This window comes from Acinetobacter sp. LipI_23, from assembly GCF_058243045.1.
The window spans coordinates 1,754,060-1,776,889 of record NZ_JBZAYJ010000001.1 but is presented as its reverse complement, the minus strand read 5'-3'; the positions used below and the strand labels follow the sequence as shown (position 1 = coordinate 1,776,889).

Genomic DNA, 22,830 nt, shown 5'->3' with positions numbered 1-22,830 from the left:
AATTTTCGAGCAGATTGAGTCAAACTGAGTCGCATAAAAAATGCCAAGTAAACAGACCAGGAGATGTTGACTTGGCAATAGAGGAAACACAGTAATAAACCAGCAGTCCCGATGAGGACTGCTGGTTTAAATTGGGCTTAGTTCAAAGTCATAAGACTTGCATTACCACCAGCGGCTGCAGTGTTAACACTAATAGCGCGCTCAATCACAAAACGTTCCAAAGGAATGGTAGTTTGGGACGGGCTGAGGTGAGTAATACCTACAATCGCCCCTTGACGCTCAGCAATCTGCTGTTGCAACGCTAAAAGCTGCGCTGTCGTACCATGATGCAATACCGCATCAAAAGCATCAGTTTTGATGTCTTTAATGACATGGAACGCTTGAGCCAATGCTTTCGGCATGCTTGGCATGTGTTTTAACACAAAGCTGTTATCTGCAAGCACCGCTGGACGGCTACCAACTGCAAAAATCGCATTCAACTGTTGTAACTGATCCACTTCTTGTTCAGCTAATGACAACACTGCATGACGCGGAATCACCATGTATTGGTTGCTTTCACCAGTCGGACCTTGCAGCTCGTAATGATGACCTGAACAGAAGTTCTCAATTTTTTCCAATTTCACTGCTGGGAAGGTTTTAGCTGCCCATTCAATGAACAATGCAGAGTTGCTGAACTCGACTTGAGGGTTCAAATCAGCACCTGTTGCAAATGGTTTATTCAACTTTTTCGCAGAACAGTTTTGCATTAGGCGATATAGATAAATTGGACCACCCGCTTTAGGACCTGTACCTGATAAACCTTCGCCACCAAAAGGTTGTACACCGACAACTGCACCCACAATGTTGCGGTTGATGTAGAGGTTACCTACTTCAGCATGGGTCATTACAGTTTGAATGGTCTCATCAATACGGGTATGTAGACCCATCGTCAGGCCATAGCCTTTGCTGTTGATGTGCTCAAGTAATTGTTTGAGTGAACCTTGGTTAAAGCGAATCACGTGCAGCACAGGACCAAACACTTCGCGCTCTAAATCATTGAGATTTGGCAGTTCAATCAATGTTGGTGTAATGAACGTTCCTGCATTTATCTCAGTGTCTTGAGCATCATTACGCATCAATTGGTGTACGCGATGACCTTTTTGGCGCATTTTGTCGATGTGCTTTTGAATGTTTTCTTGCGCTTCAGCATCAATGACTGGACCAATATCTGTTTTAAGTAGATATGGGTTGCCCACTTGAAGTTGCTGCATTGCACCTTTAAGCATTTGAATCACAGCATCGGCATTGTCTTCTTGTACACACAGTACGCGAAGAGCAGAACAACGTTGACCTGCGCTGTCATAAGCTGAGCTGACGACATCAAGTACAACTTGCTCAGTCAGTGCTGATGAGTCAACGATCATGGCATTTTGACCGCCTGTTTCAGCAATCAGTGGAATGCTTTCACCATTTTTGCTTAGACGCTTCGCCACAGTTTTTTGCAAAATCTTAGCAACTTCAGTTGAACCTGTGAACATGATGCCTTGAACTTGCTCGGATGCACTGAGTTGTGCACCCACAGTTTCACCGCGACCCGGCATCAGCTGTACAGCCGCTTGAGGCACACCGGCTTGCCATAAGATCTGAATTGCTTGCGCTGCGATCAATGGCGTTTGTTCAGCTGGTTTAGCAATCACTGTATTACCTGCAACCAATGCAGCAGCGACTTGACCTGTGAAGATGGCCAATGGGAAGTTCCATGGACTAATGCATAGCATCGTGCCTAAAGGCTCAACTTCTGCGTTTGCATCTAGATCAATCATTTGCGTTGCATAGTAGCGTAAGAAATCTACAGCTTCACGAACTTCTGCAATAGCATTAGCATACGTTTTACCACTTTCACGGCAAAGTAAAACCATCAGTTCTTCTAAGCGAGCTTCCATTAAGTCAGCAGCGCGAAGTAGGTAACTTGCACGGGTGTCTTTAGCCGTACGTGCCCAAATGTCTTGAACAGCCTGCGCATTGTTTAATGCTTGCTCAACTTGTTCAGTTGTTGCTTCTTGTACATAACCCACCACATCTGAGTGACGTGCTGGGTTGATAATGCTTTGCGGAGCAACGGCGTCATTGGTCTGAATGTGCTCACCCATTGGTGCAGCAGACCATTGGTGCTTAGCAAACTGTTGAGCTGTTTGGTTCAGTTGAGCTAATGCAGAGTCATTTGCAAGGTCTAAACCTTTAGAGTTTGCACGTAGCTGCCCATAAAGCTCAGCAGGAAGTGGAATCGAAAGGTGCTTTTGACCCACGATATTTTCACGTTTTGCACTGCTTAAAATGGTTTGAGTTGGGTTTTCAATCAAATCATCAATTGCGAGTGACTTGTCTGCAATACGGTTTACAAAAGAGGTGTTTGCACCATTTTCAAGTAAACGGCGTACAAGATAAGCCAATAGTGTTTCATGGTTACCGACAGGTGCATAAATACGGCATGGTACACCCAGTTTTTTATCTTGCTTTTCACCGACTACTTGTTCATAAAGTGGCTCGCCCATGCCATGTAAGCATTGGAACTCATACTGACCCACATAGTATTTCTCTGGGTTGGCCATTTCATAAATGGTCGCCAAGGTTTGCGCATTGTGCGTTGCAAACTGTGGGTAGATTTGTTCTGGTGCAGCCAATAATTTTTTCGCACATGCGATATACGACAAGTCTGTATGTACTTTACGGGTAAATACAGGATAGTCGGTCATTCCTTCGATTTGTGCTTTCTTGATTTCGCTGTCCCAGTACGCGCCTTTCACTAAACGAATCATTAAGCGTTTTTCGCTACGTTTAGCCAAGTCTACGATGTAGTCAACCACGTAGAAACAACGTTTTTGATATGCTTGGATAACGAAACCAATGCCTTTCCAGTCTTTGAGTTCTGGTTCAAAGCATAGGCGTTCGAGCATTTCTAAAGAAATTTCTAAACGCTCAGATTCTTCAGCATCAATATTTAAACCGATGTTATAGCCGCGTGCTAATTTAGCAAGCGTAAAGACTTTACCGTACAACTCTTCATGCATACGTGCAACTTGTGCGCGTTGGTAGCGAGGGTGTAGAGCAGATAATTTAATTGAAATACCCGGGCCGTCATAAACATCTTTGTCTTTTGACGCTTGACCAATGGCATGAATGGCATCGGTATAGTCTTTCATATAACGATCAGCATCATGATCGGTCAGTGCTGCTTCACCCAACATGTCGTATGAATAACGGAAGCCTTTTTCTTCAAGACGTTCAGCGTGTTGTAATGCTTCACCAATGGTTTCGCCAGTCACAAACTGTTCGCCCATCATACGCATAGCTACATCAACTGCTTTACGGATGATGCCACGACCACTACGTGCCAATAAGCCTGTTAAAGTGCCTGATAAGCTATTTTGCTTTGGCGTTTCCATCAGTTTGCCAGTCAACATGAGGCCCCATGCAGCCGCATTGACAAACATCAGGTTACTTTGACCAACGTGTTCTTTCCAGTTGCCTTGGTTGATTTTGTCTTTAATCAATAGGTCACGTGTCGCCATGTCTGGAATACGAAGCAATGCTTCAGCTAAACACATCAGCGCGATGCCTTCTTGAGAAGACAGTGCAAATTCTTGTAAGAGACCCTGTACAATACCTGCTTTACCGCTGCCGCTTTTACGTTCACGTAAAGTATGAGCCAAATCAAACGCAAGTTCATGAATGCGTTGATTCATCTCGTCAGAGATTTTGCTGTGGTCTAATAAATTTTGAACACAGTCAGTTTCGGCACGTCGCCAAGCGGTATTGATTTCAACTTCAAGCTCACTTTTTTCTTTGAATTCGGTAATATATTCAAATTGAGTTTGAGCGTCGTTGAAATGCGTATTGCTTTCCATCATATTCATGCCTACATCCTGTGCATACAATAATGTGTTGAGAGATCTATAGTAATTAATTTATGATTACAGAAAGAATGCCGAATAACTCACTATAATTTGTATGCTATTTAGAGATTAATTCAGATGACGAGCCCAATTTTTAGTTTGGACCGAACAGATATCAAAATATTGGATATTCTTCAAAGAGATGGAAAAATATCGAATATTAAACTTGCCGAAGAAGTGAACTTGTCAGCGACGGCTGCTTTGGCTCGAGTACAGAAATTAACCAAGGAATGTTTTATTCTGAGTTATGAAGCACGCTTAAATCCGAACATGCTCAATGCCAGTTTTGTGGTTTTTGTTGAGATACTTTTGGATAAAACCACCCCACATGTCTTGGAAGATTTTCGCCATGCCGTGCTACAGCATGATGAAATTGTGGAATGTCATATGACCAGTGGAGGCTTTGATTTTGTGGTGAAGATTCGCTGTGCCAGTATGGATGAGTTCCGAAAAATCTCAGGTCAAGTATTGTGGCAACTGCCGGGTGTTAAAGAAACGCGCAGTTATCCAGTGATGGAAGTCATCAAAGAAAGCTCACGTATTCAACTTAAATACAAACCCTTGTCGAAATAATTGAGTAAATTAGATGCAAAAAAGGGGCTTAAAGCCCCTTTTTTTTTGGTCTACACGTTCAATTAACGTTGTGTAGATTCTTCTTTCATTTCAGCCATCGCTTGTTTGTACATGCTGTCTGCTTGTTCAAAGCGTTGTACCACTTCAGCTTCAGGGGCTTTACCCATTAAGCTTACCACTACAATGCTGATCCAAGAGAAGATGAAACCTGGAATAATTTCATATAGACCTAAGTGTCCTAATGCATTTTTCCACACAATCACGGTTACCGCACCAACAATAATACCTGCAATAGCACCATTCAAGGTCATGCGCTTCCAGAACAAAGACAAGATAATCAGTGGACCAAATGCCGCACCAAAACCTGCCCATGCATAAGCTACAAGGCCTAGAACTTTACTGTCAGGGTTGCTTGCTAAGCAAATTGCAAGAACAGCAACTGCAATAACCATGAAGCGACCCACCCAAACCAATTCTTTTTGAGAAGCGGTTTTACGGATGAAGGCTTTGTACATGTCTTCTGTCAATGTTGTAGAACAAACCAGTAACTGACAGCTTAATGTACTCATCACTGCAGCTAAAATTGCAGCTAAAATGATACCCGCAATCCAAGGGTTGAATAAGAGTTTAGTCAGTTCCATGAACACAGTTTCAGGGTTTTGAGAAACCACAGCCGCTAGTTCAGGGTGTTGTTGGAAGTACGCGATGGCAATAAAACCAGCACCTACTGCACCACCTAGACATAAAATCATCCATGTCATACCAATGCGACGCGCAGCAGGAATCGTTTTCACAGAATCCGCAGCCATGAAGCGCACTAAAATGTGTGGCTGACCAAAATAGCCTAAGCCCCATGCCAATGATGACAGGATGGCAACAGTGCTGAGTTCAGAAACAATATGCAATGCTTGTGGGCGAGCCGTTTCAAGTAAGACTGTGAACTGTGCAGCATTACCATCAATCGCAAGGTAAGTCATGATTGGGGTAAGCAGCAGAGCAAAAATCATTAGACCTGCTTGGAAGGTGTCTGTCCAGCTAATTGCAAGGAAGCCGCCGATACATACATAGCTGATGGTTGCAATTGCGCTAATCCAAAGTGCAGTGGTGTAGTTCCAACCAAAGATACTTTCAAATAGGCGCGCGCCTGCGACCATGCCTGAAGCACAGTAAATCGCGAAGAATACTAAAATAACGACAGCTGAGATCATACGTAAGATACGTTTGCGATCTGCGAAACGACCTGTGAAATAATCAGGTAGGGTGAGGGCATTGTTTTGGACTTCAGTATGCACACGTAAACGTCCTGCAACCAATAGCCAGTTGAGCCATGCACCAATGATTAGGCCTACGGCAATCCACGCTTCAGACAAACCAGACAAATAAATTGCACCCGGTAAGCCCATCAGTAACCAGCCACTCATGTCTGATGCACCTGCAGAAAGCGCAGTAACTACACTTCCTAAGCTACGACCACCTAAGATGTAATCATCAAAGTTGTTTGTGGACTTGTATGCATACAAACCGATGCCAACCATGGCAATGATATAAACTAAAAATGTGACGAGGGTGGGGTTAATTTGACTCATAGGCATTCCTTGGCAAAATCCGACTTGGGAGATTTTTTAATCGCTTTGTTTGAGACGGCGATTCAAGCATAAAAATAAAATTACAATCTGTAACAGTTGTAAGGTGTTTTTGTATACTTTGTGTAATTATTAATTGTTTTTTAAAATTAAACAATAAGTTGTTGAAAATATGTTGTTTATTGGTCAATTATTATTCTTTTTTTATAGGCTGGATGCAATTCTAAGCTTTTATTTCGTAAAATCAGCGGGCTAGTTATAATTTATGATTTTTTATTGCTTATGAAAAATTACATTACCTACAAAACAGGTGTATTTACATATAAAGTGTTTCATTTATGAAATGTATTTACAGCCGTGAAATAGGTAGAAAAGACGAATATTTCACCATTGAACTAATTTTGTTAAGGCATTCATACTTTGAGTGCATTGGAAAACTTTCATATTTCTAATTAGAAAATAGGAATTCAATGGCATTTTCTGCTTGCTTTGGCACAAGTGAAAATAGAGTCGGTATAAATTAACTGCACATTTGGCAAAATCTCTCCTGAAATTGTGCAGACCATTGCGGTGGTATGTGATCAATTGAGCCAAACTATTGAAGGTTAGACATACGCTTTTCCCTATAGATGTCTATCAAGATAGAGCGGGCACCACAAATTAATATGAATAGCAACGAAGTGTTGACCAATTTTGCATTAAAGCATGTATTCCTTTCTTAAGGTAAATACGAGGTTATTCATCCAAATGACCTTGTCAATAAATCTCAATCGACCAATGATGTTTATCCAACGGCGCTGCGTTTTAGCCACTTATTAATGGTATTGCAGCCTTAAATACCAAATGTATTCAAGCCAATCAACAAGTATGCTTGGATATAGTCATGCGTAGTGTTGGCATTGTGACTTTGTTTGAGCCATTTTAGGTCATGCGAAATGTGATGAAATGGGTAAGCAGTGTATCGCTGAAAATAAAAAAATCAGCAAGTGGTACTGGAGAAAGGGTTGTTGACTTAATAACCCTTAGGTCACATTTTCTCATTTGAAACTTGGCTGCTGAGGCGACGCCTACGGTTGTACCTTTAGCATAAGTTCGCTAAGACATTTATAACTATATATAGGTATAAAAGTAGTCAATGCGCTGCTTTTATACTTTTTAGCCGATACACGCTAACAAAAGGTAGCAGTTAGAACTACAATAAGCTTGAGTGAAGAACCATGATTAGATGTCTATGTTGAGTAAATTAAGCCAATTATTTAAATTAAAGAAAGATGCGCCAGAACAACTTTTTTTGCAGCAGCATCAGATTGAATATGATGATGAAAAAGGCTTTATCATTGAAGGTATTGTGCTAAATGCCATACATGCTGAACGTTTGGTCTATTTTTCAAATCGTAGAATTAGTGAGTTTGATGATCTTAATGCACTTTTTTATAGTGCTATGCTAATCAATGAGAAAATCGACTTAGAAATTGCCAATGAACGATTTGTCGCACGTTTAGGTAATAATCTAGAAAACTTAACTGAGCTAAAGCAAATGATTAAGCTACTTAATGACTATTACTACCAGTTTATACGTGACAAAAAATAAGTCTTTTGAAAGCCATAAATTTGAGTTGTAAAAAGGACTTAGCGCTAGATTGATGTTGTTCTTGTCGTGAAAAATAACATGCAGCGAGAGGACATCATGCTAGTATATGACGCATGTTTTTAAACGCTAAAGCCATGTCCATGTTCCAAGAAGAAATCTCCCAACTGAATGTGCAACAACTAAAAGCAGGCGAAAAACGTTGGCTGGGAAATTTGCTCGGCTCTTCAGCTGCATTATTCATTCAAACGTTAAGTACACAAAATAAAAAGCTCTTTGTGGTTGTGGCGAAAAATAATCAACACTTAGCACAACTCGAAAGTGAATTTGAATTTTACGGTATTCGACCGACCATTTTCCCAGACTGGGAAATTCTGCCTTATGACCGTTTATCTCCTCATCAGGATATTGTGTCTGAGCGTCTCGCAATTTTATCCAATATGCCGCAAACAGGCGTCTTACTGATTTCTGCTTCGACCTTGGCGCAGCGTGTAGCACCGACTTCGTGGGTGTTGGGAGAACACTTTGATATTCACGTTGGTCAAAAGTTTGAATTGGAACAGCAAAAGAAGCGTTTGATTCAAGCAGGCTATCATTTGGTCGACACAGTATATGACCATGGTGAATTTGCGGTTCGGGGTAGCATTATGGATATCTATGCCTCAGGTCAAGCCGCACCAATTCGCATAGACTTATTTGATGATGAAATTGAAACCCTTAAATTTTTTGATCCTGAAACACAGCGCACTACGCAAAACTTAAAACAGTTTTCCGTATTACCGGCTAAAGAGTTTCCGCTGAAAGAGGCACGCAGCATATTTCGTGATCGCTATGCCGAAATGTTTCCGACGGCAAATCCAAAGAAAAATCCAATTTATCAGGATGTGTTAGAAGGGATTGCATCACCAGGGATTGAGTTCTATTTCCCGCTATTTTTCAGTGCTGCGCAGATGGAAGCTCAAAGTACACTGCTTTCGTATTTACCAAGTCATTCCATTGTCATTACAGATAAGCAAGTTGATGATGGTTTAGATACTTTTTGGAAAGAAATCGATCGACGTTATGAAGATCGTCGCCATAATGTTGACCAGCCAATTTTAGCCCCTAACCATCTTTTTATTTCGACCAATCAAGTTTTAGAACAGCTCAATACCTTTCCCCGCATTATTGCCTCAGTCGAGGCTTTTGATCTAAAAGCGGGTGTGATTAATTTAAACACGGAGCTTCCACCACGTTTAGCGGTCGATCCTAAACATGAAAAGCCCTTTCATGCGGTTAAACAGTATATTGATGCTGCTAATCATCCAGTATTACTGGTTGCTGAAAGCGCTGGGCGTCGTGAAACTTTAAAAGATGCATTGCGCACCACATTGGGAGAGATTCCTAATGTTGAGAATTTTGCTGAATTTCAAAAATCCTTGCATGCCATTGCAATTACCAGTGCGCCATTAGAGCGTGGCTTGGTATTAAAAGACAGCATTAGCATCATTTCTGAAAATCAGTTGTATGAGCATCGCGTTGTACAGCGTCGTCGTAAACGTCAGCAAGAGGTTTCGGAAGAGTTTCTCATCCGTAGTTTGACTGAACTGAGTATGGGTGCGCCGGTGGTGCATATCGACTATGGTGTGGGGCGTTATGCGGGCCTAGTCACATTAAGCATTGATGAGCAAGACTATGAGTTCTTGCAGCTCGATTATGCCGATGCGGCCAAAGTTTATGTTCCTGTCACCAATTTACATTTGATCAGCCGTTATAGTGGCGGCGATCCAGACTTAGCACCCTTGCATAAGTTGGGTACTGATGCTTGGAGCAAAGCAAAGCGTAAAGCATTAGAGCAAATCCATGATGTAGCAGCGGAGTTATTGCATATCCAAGCCCGTCGCCAAGCCAAACCAGGTTTTGGTTTTGAGCTAGATCAAGGTCAATATATGCAGTTTGCTAGTGGCTTTGCCTATGAGGAAACACTCGATCAAGCCAATGCGATTGAGGCGACTTTGTATGATATGCAACTGGCTAAACCGATGGATCGCTTGGTCTGTGGCGATGTGGGTTTTGGCAAAACCGAAGTTGCGATGCGCGCAGCATTTTTAGCGGTACAGAACAATAAACAGGTAGCTGTTTTGGTGCCGACGACGTTGCTGGCTCAACAGCATTATGAGTCTTTTAAAGACCGTTTTGCAGACTGGCCTATTCGCATCGAAGTTTTATCACGTTTTGGCAGCAGTAAATCACATACGAAAACGATCGAAGACTTAGCTGAGGGCAAAGTCGACATCGTGATTGGTACACATAAAATTCTACAAGAAAGTGTCCAGTTTAAAGACTTGGGTTTAATGATTGTGGATGAGGAACATCGCTTCGGTGTACGCGATAAAGAGCGGATTAAAGCGATGCGTGCAGATGTGGACATGTTGACTTTGACTGCAACTCCAATTCCTAGAACTCTAAACATGGCCTTTAGTGGCATGCGCGATTTATCAATTATTGCCACACCACCTGCACGACGTTTAGCGGTAAAAACTTTTGTGCAAGAACATACGGGTGATTCAGTTAAAGAAGCCATCTTGCGTGAGTTACTGCGTGGTGGACAAGTTTATTTTCTACATAATGAAGTAGAAACTATTGAACGTGCAGCGGAGAGTCTTCGAGAACTGGTCCCTGAGGCACGTGTGGCTGTTGCACATGGTCAAATGCGTGAACGCGAGTTAGAACAAGTCATGCAGCAGTTCTACCATAAAGAATATAACGTGCTGGTCTGCTCAACCATTATTGAAACAGGGATTGATGTTCCGAATGCCAATACCATTTTAATTGAGCGGGCAGATAAGCTGGGTTTAGCGCAGTTGCATCAACTACGTGGGCGTGTAGGGCGCTCGCATCACCAAGCTTATGCCTATCTGTTGGTGCCATCCATCAAAGGATTAAAAGGTGATGCTGAAAAACGTCTGGATGCGATTCAGCGGGCATCGACATTAGGTGCGGGCTTTATGTTGGCGACAGAAGACTTGGAAATTCGCGGAGCGGGTGAGCTACTTGGCGAGCAACAAAGTGGTTCAATGCAAGCCATTGGCTATAGCTTATATATGGAGATGCTCGAAAAGGCGACCAAAGCCATTCAAAAGGGCAAAACCCCAAATTTCGATGCGCCACTCTCACTGACCGCAGAAATCAATTTACATATGCCGGCCTTGATTCCAGATGAATATCTGGGAGATGTCCATCAGCGTTTATTGTTCTATAAGCGTATTAGTAATACGGACAGTCAGGAAAAACTCGATAACATTCGTATGGAGTTGATTGACCGTTTTGGGATACCACCACAACCTGTAAAGCAGCTTTTTGCTGTACATCAGATGCGTTTGAAAGCAGAAACACTGGGCATTACCAAAGTGGATATTTCTGCCAATGGTGGTACGATTGAATTTTCACCAGATACTCCTGTTCAGGCAATTAGTATTATTCAGATGATGCAAAAACACCCGACCTTTTTTAGGATGGAAGGTGGTCAGCGCTTAAAGGTCATGGTCATACTAGAGGAATATGAAAAACGGATTCAATTTATCAATGACTTATTGGAAAGTTTGTTGAAAGAGTTGCATTAAAATTTAGTTTTAATTTGCTGTGATTTCATACAGATATCTGGTCTTTCTTGCGCACTTGCGCTATAAAAAGAAAGACTTGATTTTTTGATGAAATTTATTAAAGTAATAAATGTGATGTGGTTCAAAGTAAAACGTAGTTTATTTGTGTTGAAACACATTGCTTACAATATTCACCTCTGATTGGATGTGATAGTATTAGCCATTATTCTAATTTGCATCATTTATAAAGATATGTTTAGTTTGCATCCACAACTTGCTCAAGATACGTTTTTTGTAGGCGACTTTCCACTTTCAACATGTCGCTTAATGAATGATATGCAATTTCCGTGGTTAATTTTAATTCCACGCGTGCCAGGCATCACTGAGTTATATGAACTCAGTCAAGCCGACCAAGAACAGTTTTTACGTGAGTCAAGCTGGTTATCAAGCCAATTGGCTCGTGTATTCCGTGCTGACAAAATGAATGTTGCTGCTTTAGGTAATATGGTTCCGCAGCTCCATTTTCACCATGTTGTACGTTATCAAAACGACGTCGCATGGCCAAAACCAGTTTGGGGTACTCCCGCTGTTCCTTATAGCAATGAAGTGCTTGCGCATATGCGTCAAACTTTAATGCTTGCACTACGTGGCCAAGGTGATATGCCATTCGATTGGCGTATGGACTAATACACGTGAGAAATCAAATCAGGGATGATTTGATCGTGCGCATAATGGGGAACGAGCAGTGCCATTAGATCATTGGTTATCTAAAGAGCCCAAACAATTTGTGTATTTCCATCGTGCGATGGGATATGGCATGCTGTCTTTAATAACCATCGTCTATCATTATACGATGGCAGATACTCAATATCAGATTTACGTGCCGCTGCTGTTGCTCATTGTATTATTGATCACCCCCCCATTTTCAAGGTGGTTAGGTTATCGCTTCAATAATAAGATGCGACGCGGTGTAATGTTTGTTATTGATATTGTCATTACTGCGATCATTTTAGCCGCTGTACATCTCAGTATCGTACTCACATTTTTAACCATTTTTGCTATGCTTTACACGGCTATTAGCAATAAAATTTCTTTTTTGATGGTGTCTTTGGCCAGCCTGATTGGGGTGGTTGTCTTTTATATCTCAATTATCTTTGTCTTCGGTTTTGGTGAGTATTTCGAGGCTACCAGTACCGAACTGATCGTATTGGGTTTTTTGTGCCTCACCACTTATTTTGGCGTGGGTAGCTATTATCAGCGCAACCAAATGCAAGACATATACCGCCGCAAAAATCACTATTTTGATCAGATGAACCGTTATATGGAGTTTGCCAATCAGCTGAGTCGCTATGCACCAGTTCAGTTGTGGCAATCGATTATGAAGGGTGAGTCTGAAGCGAAAATTGAATACAAGCGTAAGAAACTGACAGTTTTCTTTTCAGATATTCAGGGCTTTACAGAGCTTTCTGAAAGCTTAATTCCGGATGATTTAGCATTCCTACTCAATGATTATTTAAAACACATGACCGAGATTGCGAAGCAATATGAAGGTACTGTTGATAAATTCATGGGCGACGCAATTTTAGTGTTCTTTGGTGACCCTAATTCCGAAGGTGTGGAGCGTGATGCTCAAAACTGTTTGGAAATGGCTATGGCGATGCGTCAGCAAATGAAAATCCTGCGCGAGCGTTGGGTGAAAATGGGTTATCCACCATTGCATATTCGTATGGGGATTTCTACAGGGTATTGTCACGTAGGGAACTATGGCGCATCACACCGTATGGCCTATACCATTGTTGGTCGTGATGCAAACCTTGCTGCACGTTTACAAAGTGCAGCGCAAGTGGATGAAATCTTAATTTCGGACGATACACATAATTTAGTAAAAAATGATTATCTTTGTGCACCGAAAGCGCCAATTTTCCTTAAGGGAATTAAAGGTGCTGTAAAGACGTGGCAAGTCGTTGAAAAATATACCTCGCAAAAATCAGACTATCAACGCTGGTTTGATTATGAATATAAAGGGTTTCATTTACTGCTGAACTTAGATGAAGTGCAGAATTTTGAATATCCGCAGTTGATTCAAGTCTTAGAAAAAATGATTCAACGCATTCAAACCCAACAAAAGATGACCAATTCACAAGGTATCGTCAAACTCAATCTTGAAGATGAAGTAATAGAGCCTGTTCAGAAAAATGAATATCATTAACTTGATGGTGTGAGATACAAAAGTAAGAAGCGTAAAAAAGCCACTACAATGAGTGGCTTTTTTACGCTTTGAAAAAAATTAGTGATTTTCAGACGCGTGGTTAATCGTGTATTTAGGAATTTCAACTTCTAAGTCTTCATCCACTAACTTTACTTGGCAAGACAAACGAGAGTCGGGTTCTAAGCCCCAAGCACGATCCAGTAGATCAGCTTCAACATCATTCATTTCTTCTAAACTGTCAAAGCCTTTACGTACGACAACGTGGCAAGTTGTACATGCAGCGGACATATCGCACGCATGTTCAATTTTGATTCCATTTTTCAGTAAGCTTTCACAAAGATTCGCATTCTGTTCAACTTCAAACTCAGCACCTTCTGGGCAGATTTGCGCATGTGGGAGAACTTTAATACGTGGCATAGTCTTTACCTATAAATTAGTTTGAGTTTGACCAGTCGTCGAGTTTTGTGCCTTTCAGCGCTGCATCGATATGCTGATTCATACGTGCTGCTGCAAAAGCATCACTGTATATTTTAAGCTGTTCAACAGCAGATTCAATTGCTTTGATTTCTGTTGTTTCAAGTGTTGCTTCTAATGAAGTTTTGGCCGCATTTAATGCAACTTGTTGTTCACTCGTGAGCAGGTGAGCATCCACTTTTAGGGCTTGCTCTAAAGCTTCGAGTTCGCGTTTTGCTTCAACTTTGGTTTCTTGTAAGTGACGAAGATTTTTATCTTCTTCAGCAAACTTGTAACCATCGAGCAGTAAGCGTTCCATATCGCTATCAGCCAAACCATATGATGGTTTGATATCAATTTGTGCATGTACGCCAGAGGTTGTTTCTTTAGCTGAAACCGTCAGTAGGCCATCGGCATCCACTTGGAAGGTCACTTCAATACGCGCTTGACCCGCAGTCATTGGTGGAATGCCGCGAAGGACAAAACGACCTAAGCTACGGCAATGCTCAACCAAATCACGCTCACCTTGAACCACATGAATCAGCATCGCGGTTTGGCCATCTTGGTAGGTGGTGAACTCTTGGCGACGTGCAACTGGGATTGCGGTATTACGTGAAATAAGGCGCTCAACCAAGCCGCCCATGGTTTCCAGACCGAGAGAAAGCGGAGTTACATCAAGCAGTAATGCGCCATCGGCTGTGTTTCCAATCAACTGATTGGCTGTAATCGATGCACCAATAGCAACAACTTCATCTGGGTTGATGGTACATAATGGCTCTTGAGCAAACACATCGCGTACAGCGTTTTGTACAGCATAAGAGCGAGTTGAGCCACCGACCAAAACTACGTTTTGAATGTCGTTGAGTTCGAGTTTGGCATCGCGGAGGACACGTTTGCAGACACTAATCGTTTTATCTAAAGCAACTTTGATAATGCTTTCAAATGTCGCACGATCAAGCGTTAAGCTGTGCTCTAGGACGTGTAAATGAACGCTTTCTACATCAGTTAAAGCTTCTTTGGCTTTACGTGCAGCAACTAAAACGTGTGCATATTCAGTGTCATCGAATTGGTCGATATTGAGTTCTTTTTTCGCCCATTTTACGATTAAACGGTCAAGATCATCACCACCTAATGCGGTATGGCCACCCGTTGCTAACACTTCAAACACGCCTTGTGAAAAGCGTAAAATTGAAACGTCAAAGGTACCGCCACCCAAGTCATAAATCACATAGTTGTGATCATGCGCAAGATTGGTTTCTTGGTCCAGGCCATACGCAACCGCAGCAGCAGTAGGCTCATTTAAAAGACGCAATACGTTTAAACCAGCAAGTTGTGCGGCATCACGTGTCGCTTGACGCTGAGCTTCATCGAAGTATGCAGGAACGGTAATTACTGCACCATTGACTTCATTTTTTAAGCTCGCTTCAGCACGATCTTTCAGTTGCTTTAAAATTTCAGCGGACACTTCAACAGGGGTTTTGCGGCCCTGAGCAGTTTCAAAAGCAGGCATTTGATTATCTTCACCCACTAAAGTGTAGGGGTGTTGAAACTTAATGTCGGCTTTAGAGCGCCCCATAAAACGTTTGACTGAAACGATGGTATTTTTAGGGTCAGCAGTCAAAAATGGTTTTGCTTCGTCGCCATATTGGGTTTGGTTTACACCATAATGCGCGATCGATGGGAGTAAGACACGACCTTGTTCATCATGCAAAACCTTTGCTTTGCCTGAAAGTACAGTTGCAACTAGAGAGTGAGTTGTACCTAAGTCGATACCAATGGCAATACGGTGTTCATGTGGCGCACTTGATTGTCCAGGTTCTGCAATTTGCAAGAGAGCCATGTGTTACATCCTTTGAGCGTCAAAAATTAAAAATAAGTTAAAATTCATCATCTAAATCAAAGCTATCGTCATCTTCAAAACGATCTTCAGCTTTATCAATGTCATGCATGACTTTTACAAAGAAGCGAAGTTTGCGGACATCATCACGTGCCTCAGTCCAATCTTCCTCTTCAAAATCAATTTTGAATTCGCGGACTAAACCATCAATCCATTGTTGAACGTCTAATTTGAGTGATTGTAATTCATCTGCTGAACGTGCTTCATCAAGTTGTTCACGGATTTCTAAGGCGGACTGGAGAAATTCAAAATCATTGATGGATTGATCAAGATGATAATCTTGTTTTTTTAATCCTAATAAATATCCTGCACGGCTATCAACCTGAGATAAAACTTTAAATGCTTGATTGATCTCACTTGATTTTATGAGGGCTTGATCTTTATCGAGAGCTTTATCTGGGTGATATTGTTGCTGCAACTTTAAAAATTCTGATTTTAAGGTTGCTAAATCAATATCGAGTGCTACTGGGAGGTTAAACAACTCAAAATGATTCATAGGAGAGGGATTCCGCGCTAAATTGGGGGTCATTGCGAAAGCAAAAACACTCTATGTAAATGCAATTAAAACAGTGTGATACACACTGTTTTAATGTTGAAAAGCAAGTTAATGAACTGTTATACGGTGAAAGATTCACCACAGCCACATTCGCCTTTTTTGTTTGGGTTGTTAAACTCAAAGCCTTCGTTTAAACCATTTTTTACGTAGTCCATCTCCATACCATCGAGATAAACCAAGCTTTTTGGGTCTACAAATACTTTCACCCCAAACTGCTCAAAGGTGGTGTCATGTGCATCAATTGAATCGACAAATTCAAGCACATAAGCCAAACCAGAACAGCCTGAAGTTTTCACGCCAACGCGAATACCTTCACCCTTACCGCGATTTTTTAAATAATTGCTGATATGAGTTGCAGCATTTTCAGTTAAGTTGATCATGAAAACTCCCTAATCTTTCTTTAAAATGCGAAGCAATTAAGCTTTAGATTTTTTGCTGCGGTAGTCTTCAACAGCAGCTTTAATAGCATCTTCAGCCAGTACAGAACAGTGTACTTTTACTGGAGGAAGAGCAAGTTCAGTTGCGATATCAATGTTTTTGATCGCTTGAGCTTGATCTAAAGTTTTGCCTTTTAGCCATTCAGTCACTAAAGAGCTTGATGCAATAGCAGAGCCACAACCATAAGTTTTGAAACGTGCTTCTTCAATCACACCGTTGTCATCTACTTGAATCTGTAAACGCATAACGTCGCCACATGCAGGTGCTCCGACCATACCTGTACCTACGTTTTCAGCATTTTTGTCTAATACACCTACATTACGAGGGTTTTCGTAATGGTCAATTACTTTTTCGCTATAAGCCATGATGCGTCTCCAAACCTCGGGGTCAGCGTTAATATTAAATATGGGGTCAAAACTTGATTTTTCAATGAAGTCATCCAGTATGTGGATGACTTCAATGGTAAAAATTAGTGTTCAGCCCACTCAACTGTAGAAAGGTCGATACCGTCTTTGTACATGTCCCAAAGTGGAGAAAGTTCACGAAGTTTCTCGACCGCAGTACGCGTCACTGTAAGTACATGGTCAATGTCTGCTTCAGTGGTGTATTTACCAAAACTGAAACGAATTGAACTGTGCGCAAGTTCGTCAGACAAACCTAGTGCACGTAATACATAAGAAGGTTCTAATGTTGCTGAAGTACAAGCTGAACCCGAAGATACAGCAGCGTCTTTCAACGACATCATTAACGATTCACCTTCAACAAAGTTGAAACTTACGTTTAAGTAGTTCGCAACGTTTTGTGTCGGGTGGCCGTTTAAGAAAATTTGTTCTAAGTCTTGTAAGCCATTCCAAAGCTTGTCACGAAGTACGCGAATGCGTGCTTGTTCAGAAGCTAAGTTTTTACCTGCAAGTTCAAATGCTTCACCCATACCAACGATTTGGTGTGTTGCAAGTGTACCAGAACGCATACCGCGTTCATGACCACCACCATGCATTTGCGCTTTTAAACGAACACGTGGAGTACGACGTACATAGAGTGCGCCAATACCTTTAGGGCCATAAATTTTATGAGCAGAGAAGCTCATAAGGTCAACTTTCATTGTTGAAAGGTCAATTTCAACTTTACCTGCAGCTTGCGCAGCATCGACATGGAAGAAGATCTTGTGTGCACGAGTAATTTCACCAATTGCTGCAACATCAGTCACAGAACCAATTTCGTTGTTTACCATCATAAGTGAAACAAGAATAGTGTCTGGACGAATAGCTGCTTCAACCATTTCAGGGGTAATTAAGCCCGTGTTTGGAAGTGGCTCAAGGTAAGTGATTTCAAAACCTTCAGACTCAAGCTCACGGCAAGTGTCTAAAATAGCTTTGTGTTCAATTTTACTTGTAATAATGTGCTTGCCTTTAGACGCATAGAATTGTGCTACGCCTTTAAGAGCTAAGTTATCTGATTCAGTTGCACCAGAAGTCCAAACAATTTCGCGTGGATCTGCTTTGATCAAGTTCGCAACTTGTTCACGTGCATATTCTACTTTTTCTTCTGCCTGCCAACCGTAAGCATGAGAACGAGATGCTGGGTTGCCAAATGTGCCGTCAAATGTCAGACATTCCATCATGCGTTCAGCGACTTGCGGGTCTACAGGAGTTGTTGCTGCATAATCAAGATAAATTGGACGTTTCATGTCAAATACCTGTTACCGATAAAAGGGCTGAATCTGAAGGTGCTGTATTTTGGCGAATGGCAACTTTTTGAACGTTGTCACGTGCTACAAGGTCAGCAAGAGTGATTTTAGCGAGATAGTCGGCAATGTGATGGGAGAGTTCTTGCCATAAATCGTGAGTTAAGCACATTGCACCATTTTGGCAGTTGCCTTTATGGTCACAGCGAGTGGCATCAACTGTTTCGTTTACAGCTTCAATAACTGCTAATACCGTGATTTCATCAGCGCGACGAGCTAAATGGTAACCACCGTTGGCACCACGAATACTAGAAACTAAGCCGTGGCGCTTTAATTTCGCAAATAACTGCTCAAGATAAGCAACAGAGATAGTTTGACGAGCTGCAATTTCTGCAAGCGTGATCGTTTGTTCAGTTGGCTGCAAAGCTAAATCAAGTAGAGCAGTCACTGCGTAGCGTCCGCGAGTTGTTAAGCGCATGATTCGATACACATGATTAGACTAGATGTGCCGATTTTAAGAATCCTGACTAAAATAGTCAAGTTTTTTTAATAGGGATTGTGTGTATTTAATTTGCTTGAAATATTATGTAGTTATGCAAGCCAAATATTATATACCAATAAGCTAATCAAAAGTATAGAAAACACAAAAAATGTGACATTTATACGTTTTTGACGTTGCTCGATACGGCGAATACGATTTTTGTATTGTTTTACTTCAACCTGTAGGGTATTGATTTTAGAACGTTGTTCTTCAATTTTCTCTAACAGTGGTGCAATACGCTTTTTGGATGCAACCACATTTTGTGGATCAGTCGGTTCGGTTAACCAGTTTTTCCAGTCGGCAAGAACTTTAGGTGCACTAAAATGTAAAACTAAATCTCGAAACTCATCTTTTAAAGTGATGTCGCCATCAATACGCATGGTTTTGATACTACGACGGTTTCCGAAGACGAAAATTTTAATTAAATCCATCAATGTGGTGCGTACATCTAAGTCGACCGGTTTTTCTGGTGCTTTGGCGTCAAATAAAACACCTTGAGCGGTAAAGGTGATATAGAAGTCGAAATAAGGCAGGTAGCTATTTATTTTAATCGCAATATTTTGCTCAACAAATTTTTTAGAGTGAAGTGCAACCACGCGGTCGTGTTTTAAAATAAGAGAAAAGATCGTCTCAAGAACAATCATCACCATAGTGAGTAGCATATGTGTTTGATTGTGTTCTTTTTGAGAATCACTCATAAGTAGTAACCTAAATCCTGACCTGAAATGAGCATCCTGCTCGCAAAAACTTCAGACTTAAAAATAAAAATGTAATAAAGATGCTTTGTAGAACAGTTTTACAAATCGATCAAGTCTAATATTTGCTAGTATAGTGCAATCTATAAGATTTTTTGGATGTTTTTGCACATAAATCATGCAGGAGATGGTGCTAATGGAAAAAGCAGATATAGAGTTAGATGATATTTCGCAAGAAGATGAAACACTAAAAAAAACAAAAACTAAGCATCATTTTCATCGTAAAAATAGTTTGGATTTTAGAAAGTATACCAAGCAAATCTGGTTAGCCGGTTTGGGTGCTTTTTCACGTGCAGAGGAAGAGGGGAATAAATTATTTGACTCGTTGGTCCAAGTCGGCGAAGAGTTAGAATCTAAAACCACTGAGATTGCTGACCAAACGGTTGAAAAGGTATCTGAAAAAGCGCGTGAATCGGTGACGGATACTAAAGACAAGGTTGAGAAGATTGTAGATCGCGGGGTAAATCACTCCTTAAACCGGATTGGATTGGTCACGGTGAAAGACATTCAGTACTTAGAAAACCTGATTCTTCAACTGAATGATAAAATCGATGTTTTGATTGAAGAAAATAAGAAGTTAAACGAAAAAGTGAATAAAAAGTGATCTGGTTGTGCTTTTGTACCTTTTTTAACGTTTTTTTGTGATTTATTTTCCAAAAAAGCATATACAGAGTATTGCGTTTTCACCTAAAGCATTGCTATAAAGGCGTTACGGTAATTTATACTAAATTTTTGGACCTTAAATAAACGATATTAAGAGGACGCGATCCACATGAATAAATCAGAATTAATTGATGCAATTGCAGAGAAAGGGGGATTGTCTAAGACTGATGCTGGTAAGGCCTTAGACGCTACAATTGCTTCAATCACTGAAGCGCTTAAGTCTGGTGATACAGTTACACTTGTTGGTTTTGGTACTTTCAACGTGAAAGAACGTGCTGCACGTACTGGCCGTAACCCACAAACTGGTGCTACTTTAGAAATTAAAGCAAGCAAAGTACCAAGCTTCAAAGCTGGTAAAGGTTTAAAAGATTCTGTTGCTTAATCTTTTAAATAAATACTAAACGCGCCTTTTCGGCGCGTTTTTTATTAAACATTAGAAAATGTGTCGATAACACATTCATTCATTGCTGCTTTTCAGTTAAAATCTCGGGCAAATAAAATATTGGAATACTTATGGAATCTTTTCGTAAAGTTATTAAGGGTTGGTTGGGCAAAGCTTTGCTCATTTTGTTTTTGACCCCTTTAGCACTTGTAGGTATTGAAGGATATTTTAGTAGCGGATCAAAAGACGCTGTAAAATCAGTCAATGGCCAAGATATTTCTGAAAAGGAATTAGAGACCTTAACCGCTTCCTTTAAAGAACAATTCTTAGCTTATGCCAATGGGGATGAAACTTTACTCAACCAAAGCTTTATTAAAGATAAAGCGATGGACCAACTGATCGCAAATACTTTGTTATTACAACAGGCTGAAAAGCTGGGCATTTCACTCAGTGATACTCAAATTGAACAGATGATTGCTCAACAGCCAAGTTTTCAAGAAAATGGAAAATTTTCAGAAACGCGTTATTCAAGCTATTTGCAGTCTGTGGGTATGAGTAGTGATGCGCTCGTTGCAAACTTACGTCAAGACCATGCATTAAAAATGATGCGTTCGACTTTTGTTGATTATGCATTGGTGAGTAAATTAGATATTCAACAAATTGCTAACTTACAAACAGAACAGCGTACTGTACAGTTTGCCAATGTAAATCTTGATGAATATAAAAAGAACGTCAAGGTTTCAGCACAAGAGATTGAAAACTATTACAAGCAACACCCAGCTATGTTTAAACAAGTGGCAAGTGTAGATGTTGACTATGTGTTGTTAACACCAGCCAATGTACCTGCTGCTTCACCTGTAACAGATGCCGAGTTGCAGCAAGCCTATACACAGTTTGTTGAAGCACAAAAAGATAATGTTGCACCTTTGGTTAAACATATTCTGATTACGACAGATGCACGTACAGATGCTGAAGCGAAAAAACGTGCAGAAGAAGTTGTTGCAAAAATTAAAGCAGGTACAAGCTTTGCGGCAGCTGCGGCTCAATATTCTGAAGATACTGCATCTAAAGCGAATGGTGGTACTTTAGTAGTTTATAACAAAGGCACTTTTGGTGATGCTTTTGACCAAGCTGTAGCATCACTTAAATCAGGTCAAGTATCAGCGCCTGTAAAAACTGAATTTGGTTACCATGTCATTGAAACTGATGCGCCAGTTGTGAAGTTGCTATCTTTTGAAAATGAAAAAGCACGTTTGACGGCGGAAGTTCAAAAGAATAAAACAGCCAATGCATTCTCTGATACTGTAAACAGTTTAAATGAACTGGTTGTAGACTCAGATGCTTTAGATGTGGTGTCTCAAGAAGTTAAAGGTGTACAAGTTCAAACTGTAAAAGGCATGACCTTATCTACACAGCATCCTGTATTAAGTAATGCTGCGGTAAAAGTGAAACTGTTTAACGATGACGTTAGAAACGGTGATCGTAACGCGACCAGCAGCATTCAACTTCCAAATGGGGATGTGGTTTGGGCAAAAGTACGTGATTATCATGCGGCAGGTGTCCAAACGCTTCAAGAAGCAACACCACGTGTGAAAGCAAAATTGGTTGAACAAAAAGCTTATGATGCTGCTAAAGCCAAAATTGCTCAAAGTTTAAAAGACTTTAAAACTCAACCAGCAGTATCAGTTGTTGCCAAGAGCGGTTTGACCTTTACTCCACCACAAGTGTTTATTCGTTCACAAGGCTTACCACGTGCAGTTGAGCGTGCGGCATTTAGCCAAGCGGCACCAAAAGCAGGACAGTGGTCTGTAACAACAGCATTATTGCCAACAGAAATGGTGGTGGTCGCGGTATCAAATGTAAATAAGACGACGTCTAGTGCATTGACGGATGAGCAGTTAGCCGAACTTTCGAAGCTATATCAACAACTTCGTGGTCAGCAAGAAGCTGAAGATTATGTGCAATACTTAAAAGCACATGCGAAAATTAAATAAT

General features: G+C 40.9%; 18 protein-coding genes. 8 read left to right on the top strand and 10 right to left on the bottom strand.

The features are described from left to right. Nucleotides 1–137 precede the first annotated feature (137 nt). Nucleotides 138–3,893, bottom strand: a complete 3,756-nt coding sequence (gene putA, locus AC4CVD_RS08725; RefSeq protein ID WP_490752888.1) for a trifunctional transcriptional regulator/proline dehydrogenase/L-glutamate gamma-semialdehyde dehydrogenase — start codon at nt 3,891–3,893, stop codon at nt 138–140. Nucleotides 3,894–4,010: 117 nt separating this feature from the next. Here putA and AC4CVD_RS08720 point away from each other — a divergent pair, with 117 nt between their 5' ends. Continuing rightward, nucleotides 4,011–4,505 carry an Lrp/AsnC ligand binding domain-containing protein gene (locus AC4CVD_RS08720; protein ID WP_490752887.1) on the top strand — a complete coding sequence of 165 codons (495 nt, stop codon included), beginning with the start codon at nt 4,011–4,013 and terminating at the stop codon, nt 4,503–4,505. A 62-nt stretch (nt 4,506–4,567) separates the two neighbouring features. Here the strand turns inward: AC4CVD_RS08720 and putP are convergent, their stop codons facing one another. Beyond that, the gene (putP, locus tag AC4CVD_RS08715) at nt 4,568–6,091 is read right to left on the bottom strand and encodes a sodium/proline symporter PutP (protein WP_279691708.1); all 1,524 of its coding nucleotides are present in this window, start codon (nt 6,089–6,091) and stop codon (nt 4,568–4,570) included. Between the two features lie 1,222 nt (nt 6,092–7,313). On the opposite strand from putP, the gene AC4CVD_RS08710 reads away from it, so the two are divergent. The 4 genes from AC4CVD_RS08710 (at nt 7,314) to AC4CVD_RS08695 (ending at nt 13,466) form a co-directional block, all read left to right on the top strand. Continuing rightward, nucleotides 7,314–7,679 carry a hypothetical protein gene (locus tag AC4CVD_RS08710; protein WP_078426553.1) on the top strand — a complete coding sequence of 122 codons (366 nt, stop codon included), beginning with the start codon at nt 7,314–7,316 and terminating at the stop codon, nt 7,677–7,679. 140 nt (nt 7,680–7,819) lie between these two features. Further along, nucleotides 7,820–11,278 carry a transcription-repair coupling factor gene (gene mfd, locus AC4CVD_RS08705; RefSeq protein WP_490753507.1) on the top strand — a complete coding sequence of 1,153 codons (3,459 nt, stop codon included), beginning with the start codon at nt 7,820–7,822 and terminating at the stop codon, nt 11,276–11,278. 231 nt (nt 11,279–11,509) lie between these two features. Continuing rightward, nucleotides 11,510–11,944 carry an HIT domain-containing protein gene (locus AC4CVD_RS08700; protein WP_004696995.1) on the top strand — a complete coding sequence of 145 codons (435 nt, stop codon included), beginning with the start codon at nt 11,510–11,512 and terminating at the stop codon, nt 11,942–11,944. 58 nt (nt 11,945–12,002) lie between these two features. Then, the gene (locus AC4CVD_RS08695) at nt 12,003–13,466 is read left to right on the top strand and encodes an adenylate/guanylate cyclase domain-containing protein (protein WP_058869684.1); all 1,464 of its coding nucleotides are present in this window, start codon (nt 12,003–12,005) and stop codon (nt 13,464–13,466) included. Nucleotides 13,467–13,544: 78 nt separating this feature from the next. On the opposite strand, the gene fdx is transcribed toward AC4CVD_RS08695, so the two are convergent. The 8 genes from fdx to AC4CVD_RS08655 all read right to left on the bottom strand — a co-directional run bounded on the left by fdx (nt 13,545) and on the right by AC4CVD_RS08655 (nt 19,733). Next, the gene (gene fdx / locus AC4CVD_RS08690; protein ID WP_004697000.1) at nt 13,545–13,883 is read right to left on the bottom strand and encodes an ISC system 2Fe-2S type ferredoxin; all 339 of its coding nucleotides are present in this window, start codon (nt 13,881–13,883) and stop codon (nt 13,545–13,547) included. A 16-nt stretch (nt 13,884–13,899) separates the two neighbouring features. Further along, nucleotides 13,900–15,759, bottom strand: coding sequence for a Fe-S protein assembly chaperone HscA (gene hscA, locus AC4CVD_RS08685; protein WP_490752885.1), 1,860 nt, complete (start codon nt 15,757–15,759; stop codon nt 13,900–13,902). A 37-nt stretch (nt 15,760–15,796) separates the two neighbouring features. Further along, nucleotides 15,797–16,312, bottom strand: a complete 516-nt coding sequence (hscB, locus tag AC4CVD_RS08680; RefSeq protein WP_078426551.1) for a Fe-S protein assembly co-chaperone HscB — start codon at nt 16,310–16,312, stop codon at nt 15,797–15,799. A gap of 119 nt (nt 16,313–16,431) precedes the next feature. Next, the gene (gene iscA / locus AC4CVD_RS08675) at nt 16,432–16,752 is read right to left on the bottom strand and encodes an iron-sulfur cluster assembly protein IscA (RefSeq protein WP_004697006.1); all 321 of its coding nucleotides are present in this window, start codon (nt 16,750–16,752) and stop codon (nt 16,432–16,434) included. Nucleotides 16,753–16,788: 36 nt separating this feature from the next. Next, complete coding sequence (iscU, locus tag AC4CVD_RS08670) at nt 16,789–17,175, bottom strand: Fe-S cluster assembly scaffold IscU (protein WP_004697007.1); 387 nt, start codon at nt 17,173–17,175, stop codon at nt 16,789–16,791. Between the two features lie 104 nt (nt 17,176–17,279). Beyond that, nucleotides 17,280–18,497 carry an IscS subfamily cysteine desulfurase gene (locus AC4CVD_RS08665; protein WP_087013624.1) on the bottom strand — a complete coding sequence of 406 codons (1,218 nt, stop codon included), beginning with the start codon at nt 18,495–18,497 and terminating at the stop codon, nt 17,280–17,282. Between the two features lies 1 nt (nt 18,498). Continuing rightward, on the bottom strand, nt 18,499–18,972 hold the full coding sequence (locus AC4CVD_RS08660) for an Rrf2 family transcriptional regulator (RefSeq protein ID WP_004697011.1): 474 nt from the start codon (nt 18,970–18,972) through the stop codon (nt 18,499–18,501). A gap of 113 nt (nt 18,973–19,085) precedes the next feature. Next, nucleotides 19,086–19,733, bottom strand: coding sequence for a hypothetical protein (locus AC4CVD_RS08655; protein ID WP_419277816.1), 648 nt, complete (start codon nt 19,731–19,733; stop codon nt 19,086–19,088). Between the two features lie 193 nt (nt 19,734–19,926). Here AC4CVD_RS08655 and AC4CVD_RS08650 point away from each other — a divergent pair, with 193 nt between their 5' ends. The 3 genes from AC4CVD_RS08650 (at nt 19,927) to AC4CVD_RS08640 (ending at nt 22,829) form a co-directional block, all read left to right on the top strand. After that, nucleotides 19,927–20,394, top strand: coding sequence for a phasin family protein (locus AC4CVD_RS08650; RefSeq protein ID WP_004984677.1), 468 nt, complete (start codon nt 19,927–19,929; stop codon nt 20,392–20,394). A gap of 168 nt (nt 20,395–20,562) precedes the next feature. After that, entirely contained in the window at nt 20,563–20,835 is a 273-nt protein-coding gene (locus AC4CVD_RS08645; protein WP_004697018.1) for an HU family DNA-binding protein, read from the top strand. A gap of 131 nt (nt 20,836–20,966) precedes the next feature. Further along, nucleotides 20,967–22,829, top strand: a complete 1,863-nt coding sequence (locus AC4CVD_RS08640; RefSeq protein ID WP_490752882.1) for a SurA N-terminal domain-containing protein — start codon at nt 20,967–20,969, stop codon at nt 22,827–22,829. The last annotated feature ends 1 nt before the right edge of the window (nt 22,830 follow it).